Source organism: Hylemonella gracilis str. Niagara R (assembly GCF_000600295.1).
GTDB lineage: Bacteria > Pseudomonadota > Gammaproteobacteria > Burkholderiales > Burkholderiaceae_C > Hylemonella > Hylemonella gracilis_A.
Genome location: NZ_JEMG01000001.1, coordinates 2,096,477 through 2,121,458, shown reverse-complemented (window position 1 = coordinate 2,121,458; position 24,982 = coordinate 2,096,477). Strand labels below are relative to the sequence as shown.

The window sequence follows — 24,982 nt, the reverse complement described above, 5'->3', positions numbered from 1 at the left end:
GCACACCTTCCTCGCAGGGCTCGCCAGCGCGTTGCTACTGGCATCGGCATCAGCGCAGCACAGCCATTCCGGCCATGGCGCCGGGCAAGACCACAAGCACAGCCCTTACGCAGGCATGCAGGCACGCACCATCAAGGCGCTGTCGGACCAGGACATCGCGGATCTGCGCGCAGGCAAAGGCATGTCACTGGCACTGCCTGCCGAACTCCATGGCTATCCGGGGCCCAGCCATGTCCTGGAATTGGCGGAGCCGCTGAAACTGTCTGAACAACAACGCCGGCAGACCCAGACCTTGCACACCCAGATGCAGGAGGAAGCCCGTGCCGCGGGGGAAGCGCTGATCACCGCGGAAACGGCATTGGATACGCTGTTCAAGAACAGGCAGATTGATGCGCGCCTTTTGTCAGAAGCCACCTCGCAGTCTGCAATGGCACAAGGGCGATTGCGTGAGACCCATCTGCGCTACCACTTGCAGATGATGGACGTGCTGACGGACGAGCAAGTGGAACTTTATGGCCGCTTGAGAGGGTATTGACGAAGGCAGGAGCCTTGTCGATCGTTTCACGGGGCTTCCATTTTTCAAAGGCGAGATATACCGTCCCCCTGGTAAATCTCCTCTGCCGCATTTGAACCAAGCCAGGCCCACGGAAATGATCCGTGGGCCTTTTCATTGACCCGCCCTGCCCTTGCCCAGGCAACTGACCGTGTCAGGCGAGTTAGAGCCGATCCGTGGTCATCGGGCCGTGGGCACTGCGAGTGCAGACATCCATCCGCAAGATCGCCAGCCATGCAGGTCCGGCTCGCGACACAGTGAAGAGGTGCCTGCGGTCGGATGAGACCGAATCCACCTAGACGAGGCGGGGGCAACCCAAACAAGCTCGACCTCGATGCCGAAAAGCAGGCCATGTGGCTGGGAAATGCCATCAGACATGCCAACAAATCATTGGTAGGTGGCCAGCATGCCCGAGACAACGCGGGACAACAAAAAACCCGCATGTCTAGGAAACATGCGGGTCTTGAGAGGTTCCGGGATTGTCCGAAACCGAATTTTGGCGGAGAGGGCGGGATTCGAACCCGCGGTAGGTATTACCCTACACACGCTTTCCAGGCGTGCGACTTAAACCGCTCATCCACCTCTCCTGCGAAGCCCGCTATTCTAGCGCAGCGAAAGCCGTCGGAATTCGCCGTGCAAAGAAAAAAGCGCCCGTTTGCACGGGCGCTTTTTTTGCTCGGAAGCTCTCAGCAGTGATCAGCGGACCACGGCGAGTTGCGTGCGGGTACCGGCCTTGTAGGTGAACAAGGTCAGCGCGCCGTTCTTGATGTCACCCTTCTCGTCGAAGGCGATGGTGCCGGTCACGCCTTGGTAGCCTTCGGTGGCAGCCAGGACGGGCAGGTACTTGGCGGGATCGGAAGAACCTGCCTTGACCATCGCAGCGACCATGACCTTGGTGGCGTCATAGACGTAGGGAGCATAGATCTGCACGTCGACGTTGTACTTGGCCTTGAAGTCAGCCTTGAACTTGTCCAGGGCGGGCTTGCCAGCCTCGTCCACGCCACCGGCTTCGGCGCAGAACACCTTGTCTTCGCCGATCGCGTCGCCAGCCAGCTTGGCGAGTTCGCCCGTGCAAATGCCGTCGCCGCCCATGAACTTGGCTTCGATGCCCAGTGCCTTCATCTGCTTGAGCATCGGGCCGGCAACGGCGTCCATACCACCGAAGAACACCACATCGGGCTTCTTGCCTTTGATGGAGGTCAGGATGGCATTGAAGTCGGTGGCCTTGTCGGTCGTGAATTCCTTGGCCACGACCTTGGCACCAGCGGCTTCGGCAGCCTTGGTGAACTCCTCGGCCACGCCTTGGCCATAAGCCGTGCGGTCATCGATCACGGCCACGTTCTTGGCGGCCAGCGTGCCCACGGCGTACTTGCCCAGCGTGCCACCCAGGTGCACGTCATCGGCCACCACGCGGAAGGTGGTCTTGTAGCCTTGGCGGGTGTACTTGGGGTTGGTGGCGGACGGGGAGATCTGCGGAATGCCAGCGTCGCTGTAAATCTTGGAAGCGGGGATGGTCGTGCCGGAATTCAGGTGGCCGATCACGCCGGCGATCTTGGCATCGGCCAGCTTCTGCGCGGCGGCAGTGCCTTGCTTGGGATCGGCGCCATCGTCTTCAGCCAGCAGCTCAAGGGTGACCTTCTGGCCACCGATGGTCACGCCAGCGGCGTTCAGTTCCTCGATGGCCATGCGGGCGCCGAGTTCGTTGTCCTTGCCCAGGTGGGCGATGGGGCCGCTGACCGGACCGACGTGGCCAATCTTGACGACGCTGGAAGCTGCCTCTTCCTTCTTGCCGCAAGCGGCCAGGAGGGCGGCGGCGGCCACGAGGGTCAGCACGCCAGTAACTTTTTTCATGGACATTTATGGACTCCAGATGTTGGGGAATTTTGCAGGTTCAAAAAAACCGCAGGCGCTAGCCTACATCAAAATTCAGCGGGGACCGAAGGGACTTTTGTAAGAGAGCGTCCCAGCCCGCTGAGTTTTTGGTGACCTGCGCCGCAGTTTCAACTCAGCTTATGCAAAAACAATGCCCGGTCCAGGAAAGCCACCCACCCGGGATCAGACATGCCCCTGCCGGGTCATGCCGAGCCGATGCTAGGAAGCCAACTGCAGATCGTGGCGAACGATGGTGTGACCCTGCTCGGTGTACCGCTTCCAGCGCTGGCGAGCCTGTTGCCGATCCTGCTCATCCAAACTGACCACCTCGATCACGCGGGCATAGTCCGCATAACCTTGGGGCATGTCAGAACCAAGATGGAGCAACACCTCGCGGTGCGGCAGGTCGGGCGCAGCGGCATCGTCGGCAAGCAAAACGGGCGACATGGCCAAGGCCACATCCACGCTCGCTTGCGGGGCTGGGCGCATGGGCAAGCGGACATGCGCGACAAAATCGGTCTGGGAAAATGTCCACAGCATGACATCCAATTTCGCCAGTGTGTCCGCAGGCGCGCTCACCACCACGCGCGCGCCCTGGGCCACGGCCTTGCGCAGCAGTCGGCAAGCATAGGCCAGCTTGTCTGGCGCATTGAAATGGAAGGCGACCTCGGTCGTCATGCGTGTCGGGTTCAGCGCTTGACGGCTGCAGCCCTGCGGGCCTTGCCCAGGGCTTGGGCAGGATGGCCCAACAGAAACTCCAGCAGCAGTCCAACAGGGCGGCCCGTGGCGCCCTTGGCCGCGCCCCCCTTCCAGGCCGTGCCCGCGATGTCCAGGTGCGCCCAGGGAAATTTCTCCGTGAAGCGCTGCAGGAATTTGGCCGCTGTCACCGCACCAGCCGCCCGGCCCGCGATATTGGCCACGTCGGCGAAATTGCTCTTGAGGCCTTCGGCATAGTCGTCGTCCAGGGGCATGCGCCATGCCAGATCCTGCGCCGCCTCGCCCGCGGCCAGCAGGCGCTGAGCCAGGTCGTCGCTGGTGCTGAACAGGCCACTGCGCACCGCGCCCAGCGCGATCACGCAGGCGCCGGTCAAGGTCGCCATGTCCACCACGGCGGCGGGCTTGAAGCGCTCGGCGTAACTCAGCGCATCGCACAGAATCAGCCGCCCTTCGGCGTCGGTGTTCAGGATTTCGATGGTTTGCCCGCTCATGCTGGTCACCACATCGCCGGGCTTGATGGCACGGCCATCGGGCATGTTCTCGCAACTAGGGATCAGGCCCACGACGTTGATCGCGGGCTGCAGTTCGGCGAGCGCGCGGAATGTGCCCAGCACGCTGGCCGCACCGCCCATGTCGAATTTCATCTCGTCCATCTCGCCTGCGGGCTTGATGGAGATGCCGCCGGTGTCGAAGGTGATGCCCTTGCCCACCAGCACGGTGGGCGCCTGACTGGGCGCCGCGCCCTTGTAATTCAGCACGATGAAACGCAGGGGTTGCTCGGAGCCCTGGGCCACGGCCATGAAGGCCCCCATCTTGAGCTTGGCGACCTCCTTCGGCCCCAGAACCTGGCAACTGATGCGCGGCAGCTTGGCCAGGGCCTGCGCGGCCGCGCCCAGGTGCGTGGGCGTGGCGTGGTTGGCGGGCCGATTGGCCCATTCCTTGGCCAGTTCAATGCCGGCCACGGTGGCCGCCGCCCTCTGGAACTCCGTCTGCACCGAATCCTTGGCCACAGACTGGGGCACGGCCAGCGTGACACGGGTCAGACTGCGCGCGTCGGCCTTGGATTTGGTGGTGGTATAGACATAACTGGCATCGGCCACAGCCATCATGGCAGCGCGCAAGCTGCCAGCCTGGGGCGCGGCGGCAAAACAGACCGTGAGCTTTTTCACGGCGGGCGTGCCGCTGCGCAGGGCTCCCAGGGCTGCGGTCACGGCCTGCCTGACCTGGCGCGGTGTCCCCGTGCCGATGCCGGCCAGCAGCACGCGCGATGCGCGCGCCGGTGAGGGCTTGTACAAGGCCAGCCACTTGCCGGCCTGGGTCTGGATATCGCCGGCCTTGAGGGCCTGGGCCACGAGGGCCGACAGCTCTTCTTTGGCCACGCTGTCGGGCTTGTAGCCGTCCTGCAGCAATACCAACAAGGCATCGCTCCCCTGCCGTGCTGTGGGATTCAGGTCTGAAATCAGCAGATCGAAGTTCATAATCCGGGTTTTCCTTCTTCGCTGATGTTATTCGATTCATCCATCCGCAAGGAACTGGCGCGCAGTTTCGGGGCCACGGCCATTGTGCTGGTGACGATCCTGGTCACCATGACGCTCATCCGCGTCCTGGGCCAGGCTTCGCGCGGCAACTTCAACCCGGCCGACGTGATGCTCGTGATGGGCTACACCGTGGTCACGTTCCTGCCCAGCATGATCAGCCTGGCCCTGTTCATCGCGGTGGTGATGACGCTGTCACGCCTCTATGCCGACAGCGAGATGGTGATCTGGTTTTCCAGCCGAATCGGGCTGGCTCGCCTATTGCCCGCCCTGCTACGGTTCGCCTGGCCGGTGTTGTTGGCCGTCGCCCTGCTGTCTCTGTTGGCCCTGCCCTGGGCCAAAACCCAAATCAGCGAACTGCAGCGCCAGTTCGCGCAGCGCAATGATCTGGAACGCATCCAACCCGGACAGTTCCAGACATCGTCCGACGGATCCAAGGTGTTCTTCGTCGAAAAGGGTGACATCGGCGAACTCAAGGCCAACAATGTCTTCGTCGCCACGGAAGAGAACGGCAAGAAAACAGTGATCTCCGCCCGACGGGGTTACACCGAGCTGGTCGGAGGAGACCGTTTTCTGGTGCTTGAACATGGGCAGCGCCTCGAGAGCCGCGCAGACGAGCCCGGCGTTCGAGTGGCCGAGTTCGAACACTACCGAATGCTGGTACTTGAGGACCCCTTGCGTGGTCGCGGCGCGCTGTCCTTGGGCTCGCGTCCGACGCTCGACCTCCTGCTCACGCCAACGCGGGAAAATCTCGGGGAGTTGTCGATGCGCCTGGGACACCCCCTGGTCGCGCTGCAACTGCTCATCTTCGCACTGGCCTACACCCGCGTGAACCCGCGGGTCAGTCGCACAGGCAATCTGATTTTTTCCCTGATGCTGTTCCAGATCCTGCAGAACCTGATCACCATCGGGCAGAGCTGGATACGGCAGGGCCGTCTCGACTTCGGTACGTACATGCTGGCGACCCATGGCGGTCTGTTGCTGCTGGCCCTGGTCTGGCTCGCGCTTCGGCACCAGGCTTGGGACTGGCACACGCTGTTGCCCAGTCACCGCCGAGCCACCCTCGCGCAAGGAAAGGCACAGCCATGATCATGACCCCCACCCTGCGCCGCTTGCTGTTCCGTGAAATCCTGCTCACGACCACCTTCGTGACCCTGGCATTCCTGGCGCTCTTCATCTTCTTCGACTTCATTGACCAACTGTCTTCGGTTGGTCGGGCGGATCGCCCGGGTTTCCACATTCCACAGGCATTGGCCTATGTGTTGCTGCTCGCGCCGGCACATCTTTACGAATTGCTGCCCATCACGGTACTGATCGGCACCATCTACGTGATGACGCGGCTGGCACAGAGCTCGGAATTCACCATTCTGCGCACCAGCGGGCTAGGGCCCTGGCGCGCCCTGCTCATGCTGCTGGCTGCGGGAATCATGTTTGCCGCGACCACTTTTGTGATCGGTGACTACCTCAGCCCCTGGTCCAACCAGACGGCAGAGTCCTACCGCGCCCAATTTCGATCGGGCGCGGGCCCCGTCGGAAAGGCTGGCGCCTGGCTGCGCGAGCGCGAGCCCTACGCCAAGTACGGCATCAACATCGGCGCCTTGCTACCTGATGGCACCCTGGAACGGGTGCGCATCTACGAGATCGACAACGCAGGCAATCTGGTCTCGACCCTGCAAGCGCCTAGGGCCCGTTTCAACAGCGACCAGAGTTGGACGCTGCTGGAGGTCGAGCGCACCGAGTTCATCGCGGCCGGCTCCGATGTCCATCGCATCGAAACCACGCGTTTGCCCTCGTACCGCTGGCCCACCAACATCTCACCTGAGATGATCGCTGCCGCCGTACTCGACCCCAACCGCATGAACGCGGTTGATCTCTTTCAGTACATCCGGCATCTGGAAGACAACGCTCAGAGTGCCGATCGCTACGAAATCCAATTTTGGAAGAAAGTGTTCTATCCCTTGTCCTGCTTGGTCATGGTGATGATGGCCCTGCCCTTCGCCTACCTGCATTTCCGCAACCAAGGCATCTCGCTCTATGTCTTCGGCGGCGTAATGGCGGGCGTGACCTTCTTTTTCCTCAACAGCATGTTCGGTTACATCGGCGAATTGCGACAGTGGACGCCCTGGATCGCCGCAGCCACGCCCGGCCTGATCTTCATGCTCATTTCGCTCGCGGCCTTCGCTTGGTTGGTACTCAAACGATGAAACGGACCCGTTGATGCAGGGCTACATCCTTTTCGCGCACGGTTCGCGCGATCCACTATGGCGCGAGCCGATCGAGGCCGTGGCGGCGCGCATGCGTGAACAACTCGCACTGTCTAAACCGAGCGCAGCCGCACCTCGGGTCGCTTGCGCCTACCTGGAATTGATGGCACCGACCCTACCCGCCTGCGTCGACGATCTTGCGGCTCAGGGGGTGCGTGAGTTCACCATCGTTCCCATGTTCCTGGGGCAAGGTCGCCACGCCCGGGAAGATCTGCCCGAACTCATCGGGCAACTGCGCGCCCAGCACCCGGAATTGCGCTTTGCCCAGCGTCCGGCCGTGGGCGAAGATCCGGAAATAGTTGACACTTTGGCCCGGTTGATTTTGCGCTGAGCCCCGTCTTGGCGTGATGCTTGCTTGGTGCGTTTGAGAACCCGCGCACCAACCGCCATGCAACCCCGGGTCCGCACCGGGTTGTGAAAGGCGTCGCGCTTTTTAGAATCCCCAGCCCATCCAGTGATGGGTAGACAGGGAAGACCGGAATGCTCGAGCTTCAGAACAACAAACATGGGCGCGGTAGCCCACGCCCACGCCTCAGCCTGTCGCAGCAGTTCATGCTGCTGATCGCTCTCCTCGTCGCAGGCTTCACGATCTACGGGGCCTGGTCCTTCAAGACCTTGAACGACCTGCGCGTCAACGGCGCGCTCTACAAGCGCATCATCCAGGGCAAGGACCTGATCGCCGACATCCTGCCCCCGCCCGCCTACATCATCGAGTCCTACCTGACCACGCGGCAGATGATGGACGCGAACACCGACAAGCAGGTGACCGAGCTGACCGCGCGCCTCAAGCGCCTGCGCGACGAGTACGAGGCACGACACGCCTTCTGGCGCACCGAGTCGCTGGAGCCGGAGATTGCCCGCGCCATGCTGGAAGACTCGTACCAGCCCGCGCGCAAGTTCTACGCACGGGCCTTCGATGATTTCATTCCCGCGCTCGAGAAGAGCGACTGGACACGCGCGCAGACCGTGCTGGGCGAACTGGCTCAGTTGTACGAGGAACACCGGCAGGTGATCGACAAGGTGGTTGAGATGACCATTGCGCGCAACGCCCGTGACGAGGCGCGGGCCCAGGAGCGCATCGTCACGGACAGCCTGGTGATGCTGGGCATTCTCCTGCTCGCGCTCATCGTGGCCAGCGCCGCCGCGCTGTTGATCGCGCGCGGCACGGTGCGTCTGTTGGGTGGGGAGCCCGCTTATGCCATGGGCATCGCCGACCTGGTGGCTGATGGCGACCTCAGCCACGCCATCGAGGTGCGGCAAGGCACACAGGCCAGCCTGCTGGGCGCGATGCGACGCATGCAGTCCAAGCTGACCCAGATGGTGCACCGCATACGCGAAAGCGCAGCTTCCATCGGCGCCTCGGCACACGAAATCCTGGGCGGCAACCACGACCTCTCGGGCCGCACGGCGCAACAGGCCGCGGCCCTGGAGGAAACCACCGGTTCCATGCAGGAACTCGCCTCCGCCGTCAAGCAGAACGCGGTCAATGCCCGGCAGGCCCACCAGTTGGCGACGACGGCCTCCTCGGTCGCGGAGCGTGGCGGCAGCGCCGTGAACGAGGTGGTGCACACCATGGAGTCCATCGCCGAAAGCTCCCGGCAGATCTCGGACATCATCTCGGTGATCGAGGGCATTGCCTTCCAGACCAATATCCTGGCCCTCAATGCCGCGGTTGAAGCGGCACGCGCTGGCGAGCAGGGCAAGGGTTTCGCCGTCGTGGCGAGTGAAGTGCGGGCGCTGGCCCAGCGCAGCGCCGACGCGGCCAAGCAGATCAAGGCACTGATCCATGACTCCACCGCCCGAGTCCAAACCGGCACCCAGCAAGTGGGGCAAGCCGGCGCCACCATGCAAGACATCGTCTCGGCCGTGCGCACGGTCACGGACATCATGGGAGAAATCTCCCTCGCCTCGGAAGAACAGTCCAGCGGCATCGACCAAGTGAACCGCGCGGTGACGCAGATGGACGAAGTCACCCAACAGAACGCCGCGCTGGTGGAGCAGATCGCGGCGGCGGCGAATGCCCTGAACACGCAAGCGCAGCACCTGAATCAAGCCATCGCGGCTTTCCGGATTGCCGGTGGTGTTTCCGGCTCGGACCCTGCAGCCACGCCGGCACGCAAAGCCCTGGCGTTGCCGGGCTGATCGCACCCCCCTGCCAAACCCGCGCGCCTACGGACCCCGAGCAACCCGAGTGGCCCCTGCTAGACACCACCGCTTTGCGGTGATGCACTAGAGGGCCTGCACGCGGGAAGGATCCGGTTTTTCCAGCCAGGCCGCGAACTCCTCGGCCAGTTGCACGCTGGCCGCCGTGGCCTGCGTCCACACCTGGACGCGCTCCAGCCAGCCGTCGCGATCCCGCATGTCATACCGCGTGAAGTCCGTGCGGTCGGGCAGCTTGGCGTTCGGCAAGGTCTTCACCCAGTCGGGATTGGGCGCCAGTAGCAGCATGTGGTCCAGAAACGGCGTCGCGCGGTGGCGCCGCTTCAATGCCTTGTCGAGCCAGCCTGGCACGACGGCCTGCTGGAAATGCGGGTACAGCACGATGCCCGGGCTGGTCCCAAGCGACTGGCGGTAGTCCAGGTGCAGGTGGTAGTCGGTGATGCCACCATCCCAGTACGCACCCGGCAAGGCGCCGGCGATGTCATGCACGGCCCGCAACATGAAGGGGATGGAGCAGCTGGCCTGCACGGCGGCCTGGAAATTGGCCTCGGTCAGGGCGAACTGGTGCGTGCGGTAGTCGCGCGTGCCGAAGGGCAGAGTCGCCAAGCCTCCCGGCACATTGCCATCACGGACCGAAAACACCACCCGCTCCAGCCAAGCACCCATGGCCTTGCGACTGACCACGTTCGAGAAGAACGCGCCCAGATAACCCAAGGGTGTGCGCAGACGGCCTTCCCGGCCCAGCACATGGCGACCACGAGAGGTCACCACATGCAGGCGCCAGCGCGGATGGTTCAACACCTCGTGCACCCGTCCGCCATAAAAGCGCTCCAGGCTGGCGCCGAACTCGCGGCTGACCTGCTCCGGCGGTGGCAGCCGACGGCCCGCCTGCGGCTCGTAATGCTGGTGGATGTAATCGTGCTCCAGACGTTGGAAGGCGGCCACCGGATCGTTCAGGCAGGCCGTAGCCATGCGCCAGGCGCCGATGGACGCGCCGATCAGGTCGATGCGGTGCTCGCTGTCCGCCAGCCATTGGCCGAACAGAAAACGGTCCAGCGGGCCGAGGATCAGGCCCTTCGGCCCTCCGGCCGCGCCGGGGATCACGCGCACGTCGCTGGGACGCAGGCCTTGGGTTTCGATGTGCCGACGTGCTTGGGGGCCGGCGTAGATGCGCAGTGCGGGAATCAAGGTGGCAGACGGAGTGAAAAGTGATAAGTGAAAGCTTGAGAGAACGATAACCGGGCGCTGGTCAATGCGGCTGCGCCGACCAGTCGATCGGGTCCTGCTGCAGGACCAGGTCGATGTCGAGGTCCAGCACCTCGCCCACTGCGCCCGGAAAGGTCACGGCCAGCGCACGCGCGTCCAGGCGTGCCTCTAAGGCACGGGCACGCCAGGTCGCCAGATGGATCACGCCGGCCAGCGGTTCATAGACCTCGTTGGAAAACGGCGCGTACTGGTGCTCCAGCGCGTCGATGATGGACTGGGGAAACTGACAGCGCCGCGCGTAGGCGCCACCCACCTGGGCATAGTTGTAGCCCAGCTGCTGCAGCTCGACGCGGGCGCGGTGCAGGTCCAGCGGATCGCATTCGCGGTTCAGCTCGGTCATCCGGGTCGGCATGCCGGCATGCATCAGCAATTCGCCCACCGCATGGATCAGGCCGCAGGTGAAGGCCGCGCCGGGGTTTTGCCGCGTGATGCCCGCCAGTGAGCGCGACAGCCTGGCGACGTTGAGGCTGTAATTCCAGAACTGCGGGAGAATCATGCCAGGCACACTGCGCAAGGACACAGCGCTTGCGGCTGCGCTCGCCATCTGACGGATATCCGCCAGGTCCAGCACCGCCAGCGCTTCCGCAGCGCTGTGCACCTTGCCGGTCATTTCGAAACGCGGTGCATTGGCGGCTCGCAGCACGCCGGTGGTGAGCACCGGGTCCGCGCTGATGAGTTGGGTCACCTGCCGCAAATCGGGTGGGTCGCGCCGCAACTCGCTGAGCAGCAAGGCGATGACCTTGGGGATGCTGGGCAGCACGATGGGTGCGTCCAGCAAGACGCTCAACTCCATCGGCTTCGACTCCGAACGCTCCAGACACCAAGCTCACACGGCTGCATGCCGAACATTATCCACGTCTCAGACTTGCAAGAGACTGACGTAACGGCAGGCCAGCGCCCCGGCCCCCTGGAATCGGCATCAGGCCGGGACGTGATCCTCAGCGCTTGAGCTTGGCGAAAGCCGCCGCCATGGCGGACGGTGCAGAGGGTTCGTCACGGCGGCGCTGGGGCTGTTGTGCTTGTCCGCGCCCCGGGCCTTCATAGCGGTTCTCACGCGGCGCACCATCCCGCATGGGCCGCGCGGCCGTGGTGTCCAGCTTCATGGTCAGGCTGATGCGCTGACGCGCCAGGTCAACTTCCAGCACCTTGACCTTCACGATGTCGCCGGTTTTGACGACCTCGCGTGCGTCGTTGACGAACTTGTTGCTCAACTGGCTCACATGCACCAGGCCGTCCTGGTGCACGCCCAGGTCGATGAAGGCGCCGAACTGAGCCACATTGCTCACGGTGCCCTCGAGCACCATGCCTTCGCGCAGGTCCTTGAGGTCTTCCACACCCTCGTTGAAACGCGCCACCTTGAAATCCGGCCGTGGGTCGCGCCCCGGTTTTTCAAGTTCGCCCAGGATGTCCTTGACCGTGATCACGCCGAACTTCTCGTTGGCGAACAGTTCGGGCTTGAGGGTCTTGAGCATCTCGGCCCGGCCCATCAGTTCGGCCACGGGGCGGCCGGTTCTTTCGATGATCTGTTCCACCACGGGATAGGTCTCGGGGTGCACACCCGTCATGTCCAAGGGATTTTCGCCACCGCGAATGCGCAGGAAACCAGCGCTCTGTTCGAAGGTCTTGGCGCCCAGGCCCGTGACCTTGAGCAACTCCTGCCGGCTTTTGAAGGCACCATTGGACTCGCGCCAGCGCACCACGGCCTGCGCCACGGTGTTCGATAGACCCGAGACGCGCGCCAGCAGCGGCGCGCTGGCCGTGTTGAGGTCCACGCCCACGGCGTTCACGCAGTCCTCCACCACCGCGTCCAGGGTGCGCGCGAGTTCGCTCTGGTTCACGTCGTGCTGGTACTGGCCCACGCCGATGCTCTTGGGGTCGATCTTCACCAGTTCAGCCAAGGGGTCCTGCAGGCGGCGCGCGATGCTGGCCGCTCCGCGCAGGCTCACGTCCACGTCCGGCATTTCCTTGGACGCGTATTCGCTGGCGCTGTAGACCGAGGCGCCCGCCTCGCTGACCACCACCTTCTCGATCGCCCGCTCGGCCTTGGACGCCATCTTGATCAGGTCGGCCGCGAGCTTGTCGGTCTCCCGGCTGGCCGTGCCATTGCCGATCGCGATCAGGTTCACGCCGTGCTTTTCGACCAGCTTGGCCAGGGCGTAGAGGGAGCCGTCCCAGTCACGCCGGGGCTCGTGCGGGTAGACCGTGGCCGTGTCCACCAGCTTGCCGGTGGCATCCACCACGGCCACCTTCACACCGGTGCGGATGCCCGGGTCCAGGCCCATGACCACGCGCGGCCCGGCCGGCGCGGCCAGCAGCAGGTCGCGCAGGTTGTCGGCGAAGACCTTGATGGCGACCTTCTCCGCCTCCTCGCGCAGGCGCGTGAACAAATCACGTTCGATGGACAGACTCAGCTTGACGCGCCAGGCCCAGGCCACGCATTTGCGCAGCAGGTCGTCGGCGGCGCGGCCTTGGTGGCGCCAGCCCAGGTGCAAGGCGATGCGACCTTCGGCCAGCGACGGCTGCTGCGCCGCTGCCTTCGAATCGGCGGCTGCAGCCGGTTCGGCCGGCGTGGGCAGCACCAACTTGGCGTCGAGGAACTCCAACTGGCGCCCGCGGAACACGGCCAACGCCCGGTGCGAAGGCACGCGCCCAATGGGTTCGTCGTAGTCGAAATAATCGCGGAACTTCGCGATGTCGGGGTTGTTCTCGTCCTTGCCCGCGGCCAGCTTGCTTTGGAAGAGCCCCTCGGCCCAGAGCCAGGCTCGCAGGTTCTGCACCAAGGTCGCGTCCTCGGCCCAGCGCTCGGACAGGATGTCGCGCACGCCGTCGAGCACGGCGGCCACGGTGGTGAAATCGTCGCCCGCCTCGGTCTTGTCCTTCAGCACATAGGCCTGCGCCTGCGCTTGAGGGTCCAGGCTCGGGTCGGCCCAGAGCAGATCGGCCAGCGGTTCGATGCCGGCTTCGCGCGCGATCTGCCCCTTGGTGCGGCGCTTGGGCTTGTAGGGCAGGTAGAGGTCTTCGAGTTCCTGCTTGGTCGGCGCGGCCTCAATGGCGGCGCGCAACTCTGGCGTGAGCTTGCCCTGTTCCTCGATGCTTTTCAGGATGGCGGCGCGGCGCTCTTCCAGCTCGCGCAGATAGGCCAGCCTGGCCTCCAGCTCGCGCAGCTGCGTGTCGTCCAGTCCGTCCGTGGCTTCCTTGCGGTAGCGCGCGATGAAGGGCACGGTGGCGCCACCATCGAGCAAGGCCACGGCGCTCTCCACCTGCGCGGGCCGGACCCGGATTTCCTCTGCGATCTGGGTGATGATTTTCTGCGCGGTGCTGCTCTGCATCTGTCTAAACTCTCCGTGCGCGGGCGCATCTGCATCGCCCGCCCTGAACAAAGCCCGCGAGTGTGCCATAGCCCCTTCGCAGGCAGGTATTACCCGTCCTCGCGCCTTCCGCGATCGCCTCGCTCCCCGCGCCTGCCCTGCTCAGCGCGCGGTTTCGACGTGCAGGTGCCGCACGAAGAGCTGCGCCGCGGCCGGCAGGGCCTCGAAGTCACGCGCGTACAGATTGAGTTCGCGCCGCGCCCAAAGGTCGGTGAGCGCGACGGCTTTCAGGCCCAGGTGCTGGCCCAGGGCCTGGTAGGCGCCCTCGGGCATGACGCCCAAGCCCAGGCCGTTCTCAACCATGCGACACAAGGCACTCAGACTGTCCACCTCGATGGTGCGTCGCAGCACGCGCCGCGCCAGGCTGGCCTCGCGCGTCAGCACCTGGCCCACGGTGCTGCTATCGCGCAGGCCGATCTGGGGAAAGTCCAGCGCCCGCGCGTAGTCCACCTTGCTCAAGCGCGCCAGCGTGTGCCCCTTGGGAACCACCAGCACCAGTTGCTCGCTGCGGTAGGGGCGCATGGCCAGGCCCAGCACGTCTTCGCTTTCCCCGCAGATGCCCAGGTCGGCCGCGCCCTCACGCACCGCCTGCGCCACGGCGCGGCTGGCGGCCTGGCGCAGCTCCACGCGCACGTCCGGATGCCGGCGCACGAAAACCGCCATGTCGGCGGGCAGGAACTGCTCCACCGCCGAGGCACTCGCGCACAAGCGCACATGGCCACGCACGCCGCTGGCGAACTCGTCCAGGTCCACGCGCAAGTGCTCGGCCGCCGACAGAATGGCGTGGGCATGACGTAGCAGTTGCTGGCCCAGCGGCGTCGGCTGCACGCCTCGGGCATGGCGCGTCAACAAGGGCGCGCCAGCCAACGCTTCCAGTTCAGCGATGCGCTTGCTGACCGCGGAAGCCACCATCTGGCCCTGGGCCGCGGCGCCTGCGATGCTGCCGCTTTCGCAGACCAGGCTGTAGAGGTCCAGCGTGCCCAGATCGAGCTGGCGCAGGAAACTGCGGGGAGACAGGCGAGACATGGCGGTGGAGTCGAAGTCCGAGTCGGGCGTGTCTCAGTTTAGCAAGCCATCGCGAAATGGAACGGCTGACTGAAATTTCGGAACTTCCTCGGGCGGCCGAATTTCCCCTAGCATGCCCAGCACCTTGTCTTTTTGCAGGCCGCCCATGACCATTGAAACGCCCAACCCGCCCCGCCACATCCGCCTGACCTCGCACAGCGGTGGCCAGAATGCGCCGGCCATCCACTGGGGCGCGGCCACGCCCGCCGAGCGCGGCCCCATCATCGGGACCACGGCCCAGCGTGAACGACGCAACGTCATCGGCACCCACAGCGGCAGCTACAGCATCTACCGCGCCCTGGCCGTCGCGGCGGGCGCGCTCTCGCCCAAGCACAAGGCCGACCTGACCAACACCGCGCCCACCGACGCCATCGGTCCCTACCCGCAATGGCGTGAGCCCGGCAAGATCGTGAGCCTGGACCCCTGGGGCGCGCTGGTCGCCGATGTCTACGCCCAGGACATCGCGGCGGGCGACGACATCCGCCCGACCATCGCCGTGACCAAGGCGCATGTGATCCTGCCCGAGGTGATCGAAGCGGTGCAGAAGGGACGGCTCCAGCCCGATGGCGAGATCCTCACCGCCGACGGCGCCGCCCTGGTCACCAAGGCCGCCATCGAACCCGTCTGGTGGCTGCCCGGCGTGGCCGAACGTTTCGGCTGCAGCCTGGCCGACCTGCGCCGTGTGCTGTTCGAGGAAACCGGCGGCATGTACCCCGAACTGGTCACACGCCCCGACCTTGAAGTGTTCCTGCCGCCCATCGGCGGCCAGACCATCTACATCTTCGGCGAGCCGCGTGACCTCGCTGACACGAACGTCGAACTGACCGCGCGCGTGCACGACGAATGCAATGGCTCGGATGTGTTCGGCTCCGACATCTGCACCTGCCGGCCTTACCTCACCCACGCCATCGAGGAATGCATCCGTGGCGCGCAACCGAAGGAAGCCGGTGGCCGCGGCGGCGTGGGTCTGATCGCCTACTCGCGCAAGGAAGGTCGTGCGTTGGGCGAAGTGACCAAGTTCCTCGTCTACAACGCGCGCAAGCGCCAGGTGGGCGGCGACACCGCCGACAAGTACTTCCTGCGCACCGAATGCGTGGCGGGCGTGCAGGACATGCGCTTCCAGGAACTGATGCCCGACGTGCTGCACTGGCTGGGCATCCGCAAGATCCACCGCCTGGTCTCGATGAGCAATATGAAATACGACGCCATCACCGGCTCGGGCATCGAAGTCGGCGAGCGCGTCAACATTCCCGACGAACTGATTCCCGCCGACGCGCAGGTGGAAATGCAGGCCAAGATGGCAGCCGGCTACTTCACGCCGGGTGAGGTGCCCGATGCGGACGCCCTCAAGGCCACTCAGGGCCGTGGCCTGAAGGACTGACGCGGCATGACGGAACAGCAAACACCACTGGCCCAGGCCACGCAAGAATCCCGGACAGCCGCGGACCTGCTGCGCACGACGGACGCCGTGCGGACGCGCGCCCACGCCCTGCTCGCGCGAGCCCGACGTGGCGAGTCCGCCTGGTTCACGGTGCACGATCTGGCGCTGGCCGAAGCCGCCGCTCTGGTGGCCGAAGTCACCCGCGAACGCTACCCCGATCTGAACATCCCCTACCACAGCCGCTGGCGGCATTTCGAAGCGGGCGGCGTCAACCGCGCGGCCTGGCTGAACGCCCTGCTGGGCAAGGCGACGCCCGCCGAAAAGGCTAGGGCCCAGATCGACCTGGCCCTGGTCAGCGTGCTGCTGGACGCGGGTGCGGGGCCGGACTGGTCCTACCAGGAAGCCGGTGGCGGCCCGAGCAACAGCCACGCCGTCTACGCCCGCTCCGAAGGCCTGGGCGTGGCCAGTTTCCACGCCTTCATGGCCGGCCTCTTCTCCAGCGACCATGACCACCCTCTGCAGGCCGATGCGGCGGGCTTGCAACGCGTGACCGCCGAAACGCTGGGCGCGGCCTTCCAGGTGTCAGGCCACAATCCGCTCGTCGGTCTGGAAGGCCGCGCGGCCCTGCTGCGCCGGCTGGGTGCAGTGATGGCGGCGAACACCACCGTGTTCGGCACGCCACCGCGCCCAGGCGGCCTGTTTGATCTGCTCGTGAACAGGAGCCCCGGCAAAGTGCAGGCCCATGACATCCTGAGCGCCCTGCTCGCCCACCTCTCCCCGATCTGGCCGGCGCAGAACCACATCGGCGACATCGCCCTGGGCGATTGTTGGCCGCACAGCGCCGTGGAAGGTCCGGGGCTGAGTCAAGGTTGGATGCCCTTCCACAAGCTTTCGCAATGGCTGACCTACTCGCTGCTGGAACCCTTTGAATGGGCTGGCATCCCCGTGGAGGGACTGGATGCGCTGACCGGCCTGCCCGAGTACCGCAACGGTGGCCTGCTGCTGGACGTGGGCGTGCTGCGGCCGCGCGCACCGGGGCAGCCGGAGCGCCCCTGGGAAGCGGGCGACGAATTCATCGTCGAATGGCGCGCGCTCACCGTGGCCCTGCTGGACGAACTGGCGCCGCGGGTGCGTGAAAAACTCGGCCTCACCGAAGCACAGATGCCGCTGGCCTGCGTCCTGGAAGGCGGCACCTGGGCCGCGGGCCGGGCACTGGCACGGCGCTTGCGGGAAGGCGGCGCGCCACCGCTTAACATCGTGAGTGACGGCACCGTCTTTTGAGCATCAACGAGAGCTAAAACACCATGAGCACCTCCAGCACCCTTCCCGGCAACGTCCATCTCATCACCCATCCCCTGGTCCAGCACAAGCTCACGCTGATGCGCAAGAAGGAGGCCAGCACCAACAGCTTTCGCCGCCTGCTGGGTGAACTGGCCAGCCTGATGGCCTACGAAGTCACGCGTGACATGCCGCTGCAGGACGTGGAGATCGAGACGCCGCTGGAAACCACCACCGGCAAGGTCATCGATGGCAAGAAGCTGGTCTTCGTTTCCATCCTGCGCGCCGGCAACGGCCTGCTGGACGGCATGCTCAATGTGGTGCCCGGCGCGCGCGTGGGCCACATCGGCCTGTACCGCGACCCCAAGACCCTGGTTGCCGTGGAGTACTACTTCAAGATGCCCCAGAGTATGAACGAACGCGACATCGTCGTGGTCGATCCCATGCTGGCCACCGGCAACTCAGCCATCGCGGCGCTGGACCGCCTGAAGGAACTCAGCCCCAAGTCCATCAAGTTCGTCTGCCTGCTGACCTGCCCCGAAGGCGTCGCGGCCCTGCACGCCGCCCATCCCGACGTACCGATCTATACCGCCGCCGTGGACCGCCAACTCAATGACCATGGCTACATCCTGCCGGGCCTGGGCGACGCAGGCGACCGGATTTACGGCACCAAGTGAGCATGGCGGCGCTGGCGCCAACACGCCAGGCCGATCAGGGTGTCGATGAGCAGCGCCGCGACCATGGACAAGCCCAGCAGCGGATAGAGCAGGCCCAGCAGCACGGCAACCGCCACCGCGCCCCGCGTGGCGCGATCACCCTGGCGGCGCTGCGGCGCGGCGAGCTGTCCACGGGGCCGGCGCTTCCACCACATCGTCAGCCCCGTCACCGCGAGCGCCACGATGGACAAACACCCCGCCAGCATCAGCAGGCGGTTGAACTCGCCGAACTGTCGGCCGGTGTGCAGAGCGATCCCCCATTCCGTGACACGCCCCGCGATGCCGTAATCCTTGTAACCCACGTCGGCCAGCACGGCGCCCGTGTAGCGATCCAGGTGCAGCACCCGCTCGCCGCGCACGTCGGCGGGAAAGGACATGGCGGTGTAGACGCCTTGCGGCCCGCTGGGCAGGCGGACCGGTGTGCCGTTGGGCATGCCCTGCTGCGCGAAGATGCGCAGCGCCGCGTTCAAGCCGATGGATGACGCCACACCCGTGTCGGCCATGGCAGCGGGTTTCAGAGACACCTGATCATGGCCATGCGCATCATGCGTCTCTGACTCCGGCGCGGCGGGAGCCACGCCGGATTGCGGCAAAGGCACCCGCTCCAGCGTCCAGGGCACGGCGTTCAGCCCCTCCAGCGGCGCGGCAGCCTGCGCAGTGGCCATGGCAGGCAGCGTGGAAGACGGCCCAGGCCCCCAGAGGTATTTCGGCAGGCCGATGCCCAGCTCACCGCTGATGCGACCGAACTGCTGGCCCCAGAAGGCCGACCAAGGCATGCCGGTGACGGCCAGGAACACAATGACCGCCCCCGCGAACACGCCGATGAGCGCATGCAGGTCACGCCACCACAGGCGCTGCCTGGGCATGCCGCGCACGCGCAGCGTGCCTGCAAGGCCGGTCTGGGGCTGCATGGCTTTCCCGCGTGGCCACCACAGGAAGACGCCGGAAACCACCAGCGCGATGGCCCAGCCCGCCACGATTTCGATGATGTGGTTGCCCACCGGACCGGTGATCACCAGCGAATGCAGGCGCTTGACCACCTCCATCAGCTTGCGTTCGTCGCGCAGGCTGCCCAGCACCCGCGCCGTGGCTGGATGGACGTAGACCGACCGCATCGCGCCCTCGGCCGTCCGGACGCCGACCTCGGCACTGCGGTGAGGCCCGGCGGGCGGGATGTACCGCACGACCTCACCCGGCACGACGCCAAGCGCGGCGGCCACCAGCGTTTCGGCGTCCAAGGTCGGGGCGTTGTCGGCCTCGACCTGCAACAGGTGCGCGTAGACCCGTGACTCGATCGGCTCCTTGTAAAGGTAGAGCGCGCCGGTGATGGCGAGCAGCAGCAGAAAAGGCAGGCAGATCAGCCCGGCGTAGAAATGCCAGCGCCAGACCAGCCGGTACAAACTGGCACTCGTGGCGGCATTTGAGGTGGCGCCAGCGGCCGTGCTGGGGGTAGTGGTGGACGCCGCGCCTGGCGCGACGGGTTCGGGTGCTTGCGCATGCATGGGATGTGTTCCGTTCCGTCTGATCTCAGAACTTCAGGCGCGCGCCCACGTAGACAGAACGCGATTCACCCGGCGTCAGGATGGCGTCACTCGTGGCGGCTTGGTCCTTGACCGTGAGCACGGAGACATAGTTCTCGTCCGTCAGATTGCGCAGCTCACCGAACACTTCCCAGTCCTTGCCGCTCAGGCCGGCACGCAGACCAACCAAGGTATAGCCGTCCACCTGGTAGCTGTTCTCGAAGTCGGCGTAACGCTCACCCACGACCTCGAAGGTCGGCCCGGCGAAGAAACCTGCCTGGCGGTACAGCACCTCACCCTTGAGCACGTACTTGGGCGCGGCGGGCAGGTCGTTGTCTCCGTACAGGCTGTCGCCGTCAAACTTGAAATGGTTGAGGGTCAGGCTCAGCAAAGGGGCGATGCTGGCGCCCCCGCCCAACGCGACACTCGCGCCGACCGCAGCCTCGATGCCCGCGTGGATGGTGTGGTCCACATTGGTGGACAGGCTGGTACCGGGCGAGGCAGGATCATCCCTGGACAGGATTTCATTGCGCAGCTTGGCGTAATAGACGGAGACATCCCAGTGCCACTTGCTGGCCCCCGCCGGCTGCGTGCTGCGCGTACCGATTTCCAGCACCGTGCCTTCCATGGCATCCAGCGCCGTGTCGCCCCCGCGCACGTCGTCTTCCAGTTCGTACAGCGTCGGCGCTTCATAGAGCCGGCTCACGCTGGTGTAGAGCTGGGCTGCGGATGTGACCTGGTACAGCAGGCCCGCGCGGGGGTTGACGCTCTCGTAGTCGCCCTTGGGATTGTTGACCGCGCCATTCGACACCGTGACGCCCCGGGCCTCGCGACTGGCGGCGACTCCTTGCGCGCCATAGACCACCGTCCAACGCGGCGCGAACTGCCAGCGATCCAACAGGAAGAGTTCGGTGCTCTCCCCCTGGTTGTCCACGCGGGTCGAAATGCTCCGGCTGCCACCGGGTGTATAGCGGTAGTTGCCGCCTTCCACCTCGGTCCGGCCGAGGTTCAGTCCCGCCAGCAGGTCGTGCGCGCCCAGGCGTTGCTGGTAGCGCAACATGCCACCCAGATTGCGCTGCTCGGTGTCGATCAAGAGACTGAAGAACTGCGAATACACGATGGGGTGGTAGAGCTGCTGGACCTCATAGGAGAAGCCCACGGTCAGGCTGCGGTCGGCGTCCAGAGCCAGCACCGTCTTGTTGGCCAGGCGCCAGGTTTCAACGTTGTATCGGTAGTCGCCGGTCACGTTGCTGGCGTTGGCCTGCTCGGGGTCGTCCTTCCACTGAGCGCGCGTGAGTGCGCCTGGCAGTTCCTGGTCGTTGTGGATGTAGCTTGCATAGAAGCGGGTCTGTGCGTCGTTTCCTAGCTGCCAACCCGCGTTGGCGTAAAGGCTCTGACGCTCCTGCGCCATGTGCTCGCGGTAGCCCTCGGACTGCTTGGCCTCGGCCGTGACCAGGGCGTCAAAACCACCGTTGACCGCGCCCACGGTCACGCTGCCCTGCCGCAGGCCATGGCTGCCGACCTGGAGCGCGACCTCCGAATCGGTATCACGCGCGGTAGGCGTGATGAAATCGATCGCGCCGCCCAGGGTGCTGGCGCCGTAAGCCAGGGCATTGGCGCCCCGGGCCACGATGCCGTAACGCATAGCCTGTGGGTCCAACGCGCGGTTGTGGTTGTTGCCGTCGGCGGCCGTCACGGGCAGGCCGTCCTGCAGGAGCTTGATGCCGTTGCCGTCGTAGTTCGTGGCATCCAGGTTCGAACCCCGGCTGGACAGGAAGGCGCCATCGCCGGTGGTGCCCGCAGCCGTCCAAACCCCGGGCACGTAACGCAACACGTCGGCCAGGCTGGTGACGCTGCGTTGCTTCAATTCCTCGCCATCCACCAGGGTGACGCCCCCCGGCGTGGCCGTCTGCTCGGTGGCCAGTTGTTGTTGCAGCTGTTGGGCGCCGCTGTCCGCGCCCTCGCTGCTTGCGCTCACCGTGACGGCAGGCAATTGGGGTGCAGAAGCGGGCGTGGATGGGGTTTGCGCCTGGGCGGAGGGCAGCAGAACAAGCGCGCCGATCAGTGCGGCGCAAGGCATGTGTTTCATGGTCGGATTCAACGGTTGCCGAGCAACACGGCGCGTGTCGTGCGTGACGCGGCGTGTGCCTCGGATAAAAGGAAGCGGCCGCGCTGGGCAGCGCGCGGCTCGCAAGAAAAGAGAAACCACCGGCAGGAACTGCCGGGAACAGAACAGGCGTTGCGGCGCGGAATCGGGGATTCGGCCGTCAGCCCGGATCAGGCCCGCAGCGTGGGCGGCCCTTGCGCTGGCGGAGCCAGTGCATGGCGGTGCATGAGCACCGGGTCGGACCAGACCGGCAGGCGCAACTGCGCCACGGCCACGGGGGCCTGGGTCAGCGTGGCCTGAGCCGGCAGCGCCAGCGCCGTTCCCAGCGCGCAGAGCTGGGAACAGACCGACACATGGGCAACACCGTCACCGTCCGTGCCGGCGGGCGCATCCAGCCCGGCCCGGATCTCGGCCGGCAGGGTTGCCCACATTTCAGCGGCCCCGTCCCTGTCACCGCACCACCAGGAAGACGGGTTCTGAGGCGCCGCCATCATCGTGGCGTGGGCCAGCAACGGCAGGCAGAGCTGGGCAAACCAGGCCAGCAAGACCAGGCCCAGGCGCCCGCGTGCAACTGCACGCGCAAGCGTGAGCGGGCGGTGGCCGAGGGCTGGGGTTTTCATGGGCGGGCGGGATTATAGTGAGCGCCCAAGCCCGGCCTCCGTTGCCGAAGCCGCCACACATGCGTGTTCAGGCGCGGCACTCTTCTTGCTATTCCCATGGCTGCACTTGATTTCTCGTTCATCCACGCACAAGAAGGAGCGTTTTCCATGCGCATGCATCGCCGCCCCCTGCTCGTCGGCCTGACCCTGGCCGCGCTGAGCGCCGTTTTTCCCCCCGTCGCCCTGGCGCAGGCCAAGCTCAAGGTGGCCGCGGTCTACACCGTGCCCTTCGAACAGCAATGGGTCAGCCGCATCCACAAGGCCCTCAAGGCCGCCGAGGCGCGCGGCGAGATCGAATACAAGGCCAGCGAGAACGTGGCCAACGCCGACTACGAGCGTGTGCTGCGCGAGTACGCCACGGCAGGTTACCAGTTGATCGTGGGCGAGATCTTCGGCGTCGAAACCGCGGGCCGCAAGGTCGCCAAGGACTTCCCCAAGACCAGCTTCCTCTTCGGCTCCTCGGGCAAGGCACAGGCACCCAACATGTCGGTGTTCGACAATTACATCCAGGAACCGGCGTACCTGACCGGCATGATCGCGGGCGGCATGACCAAGAGCAACAAGATCGGCATCGTCGGCGGTTTTCCCATTCCCGAAGTCAACCGCCTCATGAATGCTTTCATGGAAGGCGCCAAGGAAGTGAACCCCAAGGTCGAGTTCACCGTCAGCTTCATCAACAGCTGGTTCGATCCGCCCAAGGCCAAGGAAGCCGCTTTCGCAATGATCGCAAAGGGCGCGGACGTGATGTACGCCGAACGTTTTGGTGTCGCCGATGCCGCCAAGGAACGCAAGGTGCTGGCCATCGGCAACGTGATCAACACCCAGGCCGACTACCCCGACACCGTGGTCGCCTCGGCGCTCTGGCACATGGAGCCCAGCATCGACCGCGCGATCAAGCTGGTCAAGGAAGGCAAGTTCACCGCCGAGGACTACGGCGTCTACTCGCACATGAAACACAAGGGCAGCTCGCTGGCGCCCCTGGGCAGCTTCGAGAAAAAGATTCCGGCCGACATCGTGGCCAAGGTCCGTGCCAAGGAAGCCGCCATCTACGCCGGCACCTTCCAGGTCAAGATCAACGACGGCCAGCCCAAATCCAGCAAGTAAGCTCATCCCCAGGCTACGCGCCTCGTTGGGCGCTGCGGTGTTCCCCGATGGCTGATCGGTACATTCGGGCGTGTCGGCGTTGAACCTTCTCATGCAGCAAACAGCCACCCCAGTCCTGCGTCTCTCCGGCATCAGCAAACGTTTCGGCGCGCTGGTCGCGAACGACAACATCTCGCTGGACCTGCAGGCGGGCGAGGTGCTGGCCCTGCTGGGCGAGAACGGCGCCGGCAAGTCCACCCTGGTATCCATCCTCTTCGGGCACTACGTCGCCGACGATGGCCATGTCGAGGTTTTCGGCCAGCGTCTGCCCCCAGGCAAACCGCAGGCGGCCCTGGCTGCGGGCATCGGCATGGTGCACCAGCACTTCACGCTGGCCGACAACCTGTCCGTGCTGGACAACGTGATGTTGGGCACCGAGCCGCTGTGGCACCCCTACACGCGCCGCACGGCCGCGCGCCAGAAACTGCTGGCCACGGCCGAGCGCTTTGGTTTATCCGTGGACCCCGAAGCCCGGGTCGGCTCGCTCTCGGTCGGCGAACGCCAGCGGGTGGAACTCCTCAAGGCCCTGGTACGCGGCGCGCGCATCCTGATCCTGGACGAGCCCACGGCCGTGCTCACACCCCAGGAAAGCGAGGCCCTGTTCGCCACGCTCGGGCAGATGGTCGCGCAAGGGCTGTCTATTGTCTTCATCAGCCACAAACTGGCTGAGGTGCTGCGGGTCTCTCACCGCGTCGCCGTCTTGCGCGCGGGCAAGCTGGTGGCCGAGGCGCCGACGCGCGAGACCACGCAGGCCCGGCTCGCGTCATGGATGGTCGGCCACGAGGTCGCCGTGCCGCGGCGTCGACCCGCCACAGGCATTGGCCAGGCGGTCTGCGTGCTGGAGCGGGTCCATGCCCGCAACGGATTGCGCGATGTTTCACTGTCCCTGCGCGCGGGCGAAATCGTGGCCGTGGCCGGTGTCTCGGGCAACGGCCAGGTCGCACTGGCCGACCTGCTCTGCGGCGTGCGCACTGCAGACAGCGGCTCGCTTTCGCTGCACGGCGAGACGCTGAGGCCTGAGCCGGCCTGGCTGGTGCGCCAGGGCGTGGCCCGCATCCCCGAGGACCGGCATGCGGCCGGCGTGATCGGTGACCTGCCCCTGTGGGAAAACGCCGTCTCGGAACGGCTGCGCGAGCCAGCTTTCAGCTGGCGCAAATTCTGGGTGCGTCGTGGCGCGGCACGCTCGCACGCGCGGCGCCTGGTCAGCAGCTTCGACGTGCGCGGCGGCGGGCTGGACGCACCCGCGCGCGCGCTGTCCGGCGGAAACATGCAAAAACTCATCCTGGGCCGGGCGCTGCTCTTGCCCGATGGACGCCCCCCCCGCCTCGCCGCCGGGCCGCCCCAAGGCGAGGCGGCCCCCTCGGGGGGCAGCGAACCT

Annotated in this window: 20 protein-coding genes and 1 tRNA gene; 10 read left to right on the top strand and 11 right to left on the bottom strand. The window is 65.5% G+C overall.

The window, feature by feature from the left end; translation table 11 throughout:
• Positions 1-115 precede the first annotated feature (115 nt).
• Positions 116-535: a Spy/CpxP family protein refolding chaperone gene (locus AZ34_RS09820; protein ID WP_155831774.1), complete on the top strand. Its 420-nt coding sequence runs from the start codon at positions 116-118 to the stop codon at positions 533-535.
• 515 nt (positions 536-1,050) lie between these two features.
• Here the strand turns inward: AZ34_RS09820 and AZ34_RS09815 are convergent.
• The 4 genes from AZ34_RS09815 to AZ34_RS09800 form a co-directional block, all read right to left on the bottom strand.
• Positions 1,051-1,140, bottom strand: a tRNA-Ser gene (locus AZ34_RS09815).
• 109 nt (positions 1,141-1,249) lie between these two features.
• Positions 1,250-2,410: a branched-chain amino acid ABC transporter substrate-binding protein gene (locus AZ34_RS09810; RefSeq protein WP_035607573.1), complete on the bottom strand. Its 1,161-nt coding sequence runs from the start codon at positions 2,408-2,410 to the stop codon at positions 1,250-1,252.
• Positions 2,411-2,644: 234 nt separating this feature from the next.
• Complete coding sequence (locus AZ34_RS09805; RefSeq protein ID WP_035607570.1) at positions 2,645-3,103, bottom strand: DNA polymerase III subunit chi; 459 nt, start codon at positions 3,101-3,103, stop codon at positions 2,645-2,647.
• A gap of 11 nt (positions 3,104-3,114) precedes the next feature.
• Positions 3,115-4,620, bottom strand: coding sequence for a leucyl aminopeptidase (locus AZ34_RS09800; RefSeq protein ID WP_035607567.1), 1,506 nt, complete (start codon positions 4,618-4,620; stop codon positions 3,115-3,117).
• A gap of 24 nt (positions 4,621-4,644) precedes the next feature.
• Between AZ34_RS09800 and lptF the strand changes: the two genes are divergently transcribed.
• From lptF to AZ34_RS18900, 4 genes are all read left to right on the top strand, one after another.
• Positions 4,645-5,766, top strand: coding sequence for an LPS export ABC transporter permease LptF (gene lptF, locus AZ34_RS09795; RefSeq protein ID WP_035607563.1), 1,122 nt, complete (start codon positions 4,645-4,647; stop codon positions 5,764-5,766).
• Entirely contained in the window at positions 5,763-6,881 is a 1,119-nt protein-coding gene (gene lptG, locus AZ34_RS09790; protein ID WP_081767159.1) for an LPS export ABC transporter permease LptG, read from the top strand. Before lptF ends, lptG begins: the two co-directional genes overlap by 4 nt.
• Positions 6,882-6,894: 13 nt before the next feature.
• Positions 6,895-7,272 (top strand): sirohydrochlorin chelatase, encoded by a 378-nt coding sequence (locus AZ34_RS09785; RefSeq protein ID WP_035607560.1) that lies wholly within the window; start codon positions 6,895-6,897, stop codon positions 7,270-7,272.
• Positions 7,273-7,421: 149 nt separating this feature from the next.
• Positions 7,422-9,083 (top strand): methyl-accepting chemotaxis protein, encoded by a 1,662-nt coding sequence (locus AZ34_RS18900; protein ID WP_051509664.1) that lies wholly within the window; start codon positions 7,422-7,424, stop codon positions 9,081-9,083.
• Positions 9,084-9,170: 87 nt separating this feature from the next.
• On the opposite strand, the gene AZ34_RS09775 is transcribed toward AZ34_RS18900, so the two are convergent.
• The 4 genes from AZ34_RS09775 to AZ34_RS09760 form a co-directional block, all read right to left on the bottom strand.
• Positions 9,171-10,286: a patatin-like phospholipase family protein gene (locus tag AZ34_RS09775; RefSeq protein WP_035611382.1), complete on the bottom strand. Its 1,116-nt coding sequence runs from the start codon at positions 10,284-10,286 to the stop codon at positions 9,171-9,173.
• A gap of 64 nt (positions 10,287-10,350) precedes the next feature.
• Positions 10,351-11,160 carry an HDOD domain-containing protein gene (locus AZ34_RS09770; RefSeq protein ID WP_035607557.1) on the bottom strand — a complete coding sequence of 270 codons (810 nt, stop codon included), beginning with the start codon at positions 11,158-11,160 and terminating at the stop codon, positions 10,351-10,353.
• Positions 11,161-11,305: 145 nt separating this feature from the next.
• Positions 11,306-13,696, bottom strand: coding sequence for a Tex family protein (locus AZ34_RS09765; protein WP_035607554.1), 2,391 nt, complete (start codon positions 13,694-13,696; stop codon positions 11,306-11,308).
• 141 nt (positions 13,697-13,837) lie between these two features.
• Positions 13,838-14,761: a LysR substrate-binding domain-containing protein gene (locus AZ34_RS09760; RefSeq protein ID WP_035607552.1), complete on the bottom strand. Its 924-nt coding sequence runs from the start codon at positions 14,759-14,761 to the stop codon at positions 13,838-13,840.
• Between the two features lie 145 nt (positions 14,762-14,906).
• Here AZ34_RS09760 and AZ34_RS09755 point away from each other — a divergent pair, with 145 nt between their 5' ends.
• From AZ34_RS09755 to upp, 3 genes are read left to right on the top strand one after another with little or no spacing between them, the layout of a single operon-like run.
• Positions 14,907-16,181: a GTP cyclohydrolase II gene (locus AZ34_RS09755; RefSeq protein ID WP_035607549.1), complete on the top strand. Its 1,275-nt coding sequence runs from the start codon at positions 14,907-14,909 to the stop codon at positions 16,179-16,181.
• A gap of 6 nt (positions 16,182-16,187) precedes the next feature.
• Complete coding sequence (locus tag AZ34_RS09750; protein ID WP_051509663.1) at positions 16,188-17,462, top strand: URC4/urg3 family protein; 1,275 nt, start codon at positions 16,188-16,190, stop codon at positions 17,460-17,462.
• A 23-nt stretch (positions 17,463-17,485) separates the two neighbouring features.
• Positions 17,486-18,136, top strand: a complete 651-nt coding sequence (gene upp, locus AZ34_RS09745) for a uracil phosphoribosyltransferase (protein ID WP_035607546.1) — start codon at positions 17,486-17,488, stop codon at positions 18,134-18,136.
• Here the strand turns inward: upp and AZ34_RS09740 are convergent.
• From AZ34_RS09740 to AZ34_RS09730, 3 genes are all read right to left on the bottom strand, one after another.
• On the bottom strand, positions 18,121-19,677 hold the full coding sequence (locus AZ34_RS09740; RefSeq protein ID WP_081767158.1) for a PepSY-associated TM helix domain-containing protein: 1,557 nt from the start codon (positions 19,675-19,677) through the stop codon (positions 18,121-18,123). The genes upp and AZ34_RS09740 overlap by 16 nt on opposite strands.
• 25 nt (positions 19,678-19,702) lie before the next feature.
• Entirely contained in the window at positions 19,703-21,784 is a 2,082-nt protein-coding gene (locus AZ34_RS09735; RefSeq protein ID WP_231495503.1) for a TonB-dependent receptor family protein, read from the bottom strand.
• Between the two features lie 188 nt (positions 21,785-21,972).
• Positions 21,973-22,422: a hypothetical protein gene (locus tag AZ34_RS09730; protein ID WP_051509662.1), complete on the bottom strand. Its 450-nt coding sequence runs from the start codon at positions 22,420-22,422 to the stop codon at positions 21,973-21,975.
• Positions 22,423-22,569: 147 nt separating this feature from the next.
• On the opposite strand from AZ34_RS09730, the gene AZ34_RS09725 reads away from it, so the two are divergent.
• Entirely contained in the window at positions 22,570-23,565 is a 996-nt protein-coding gene (locus AZ34_RS09725) for a BMP family protein (protein WP_035607540.1), read from the top strand.
• A 91-nt stretch (positions 23,566-23,656) separates the two neighbouring features.
• Positions 23,657-24,982, top strand: a 1,326-nt coding sequence (locus AZ34_RS09720) for an ABC transporter ATP-binding protein (RefSeq protein WP_081767157.1), incomplete at its 3' end; no start/stop codon positions are given.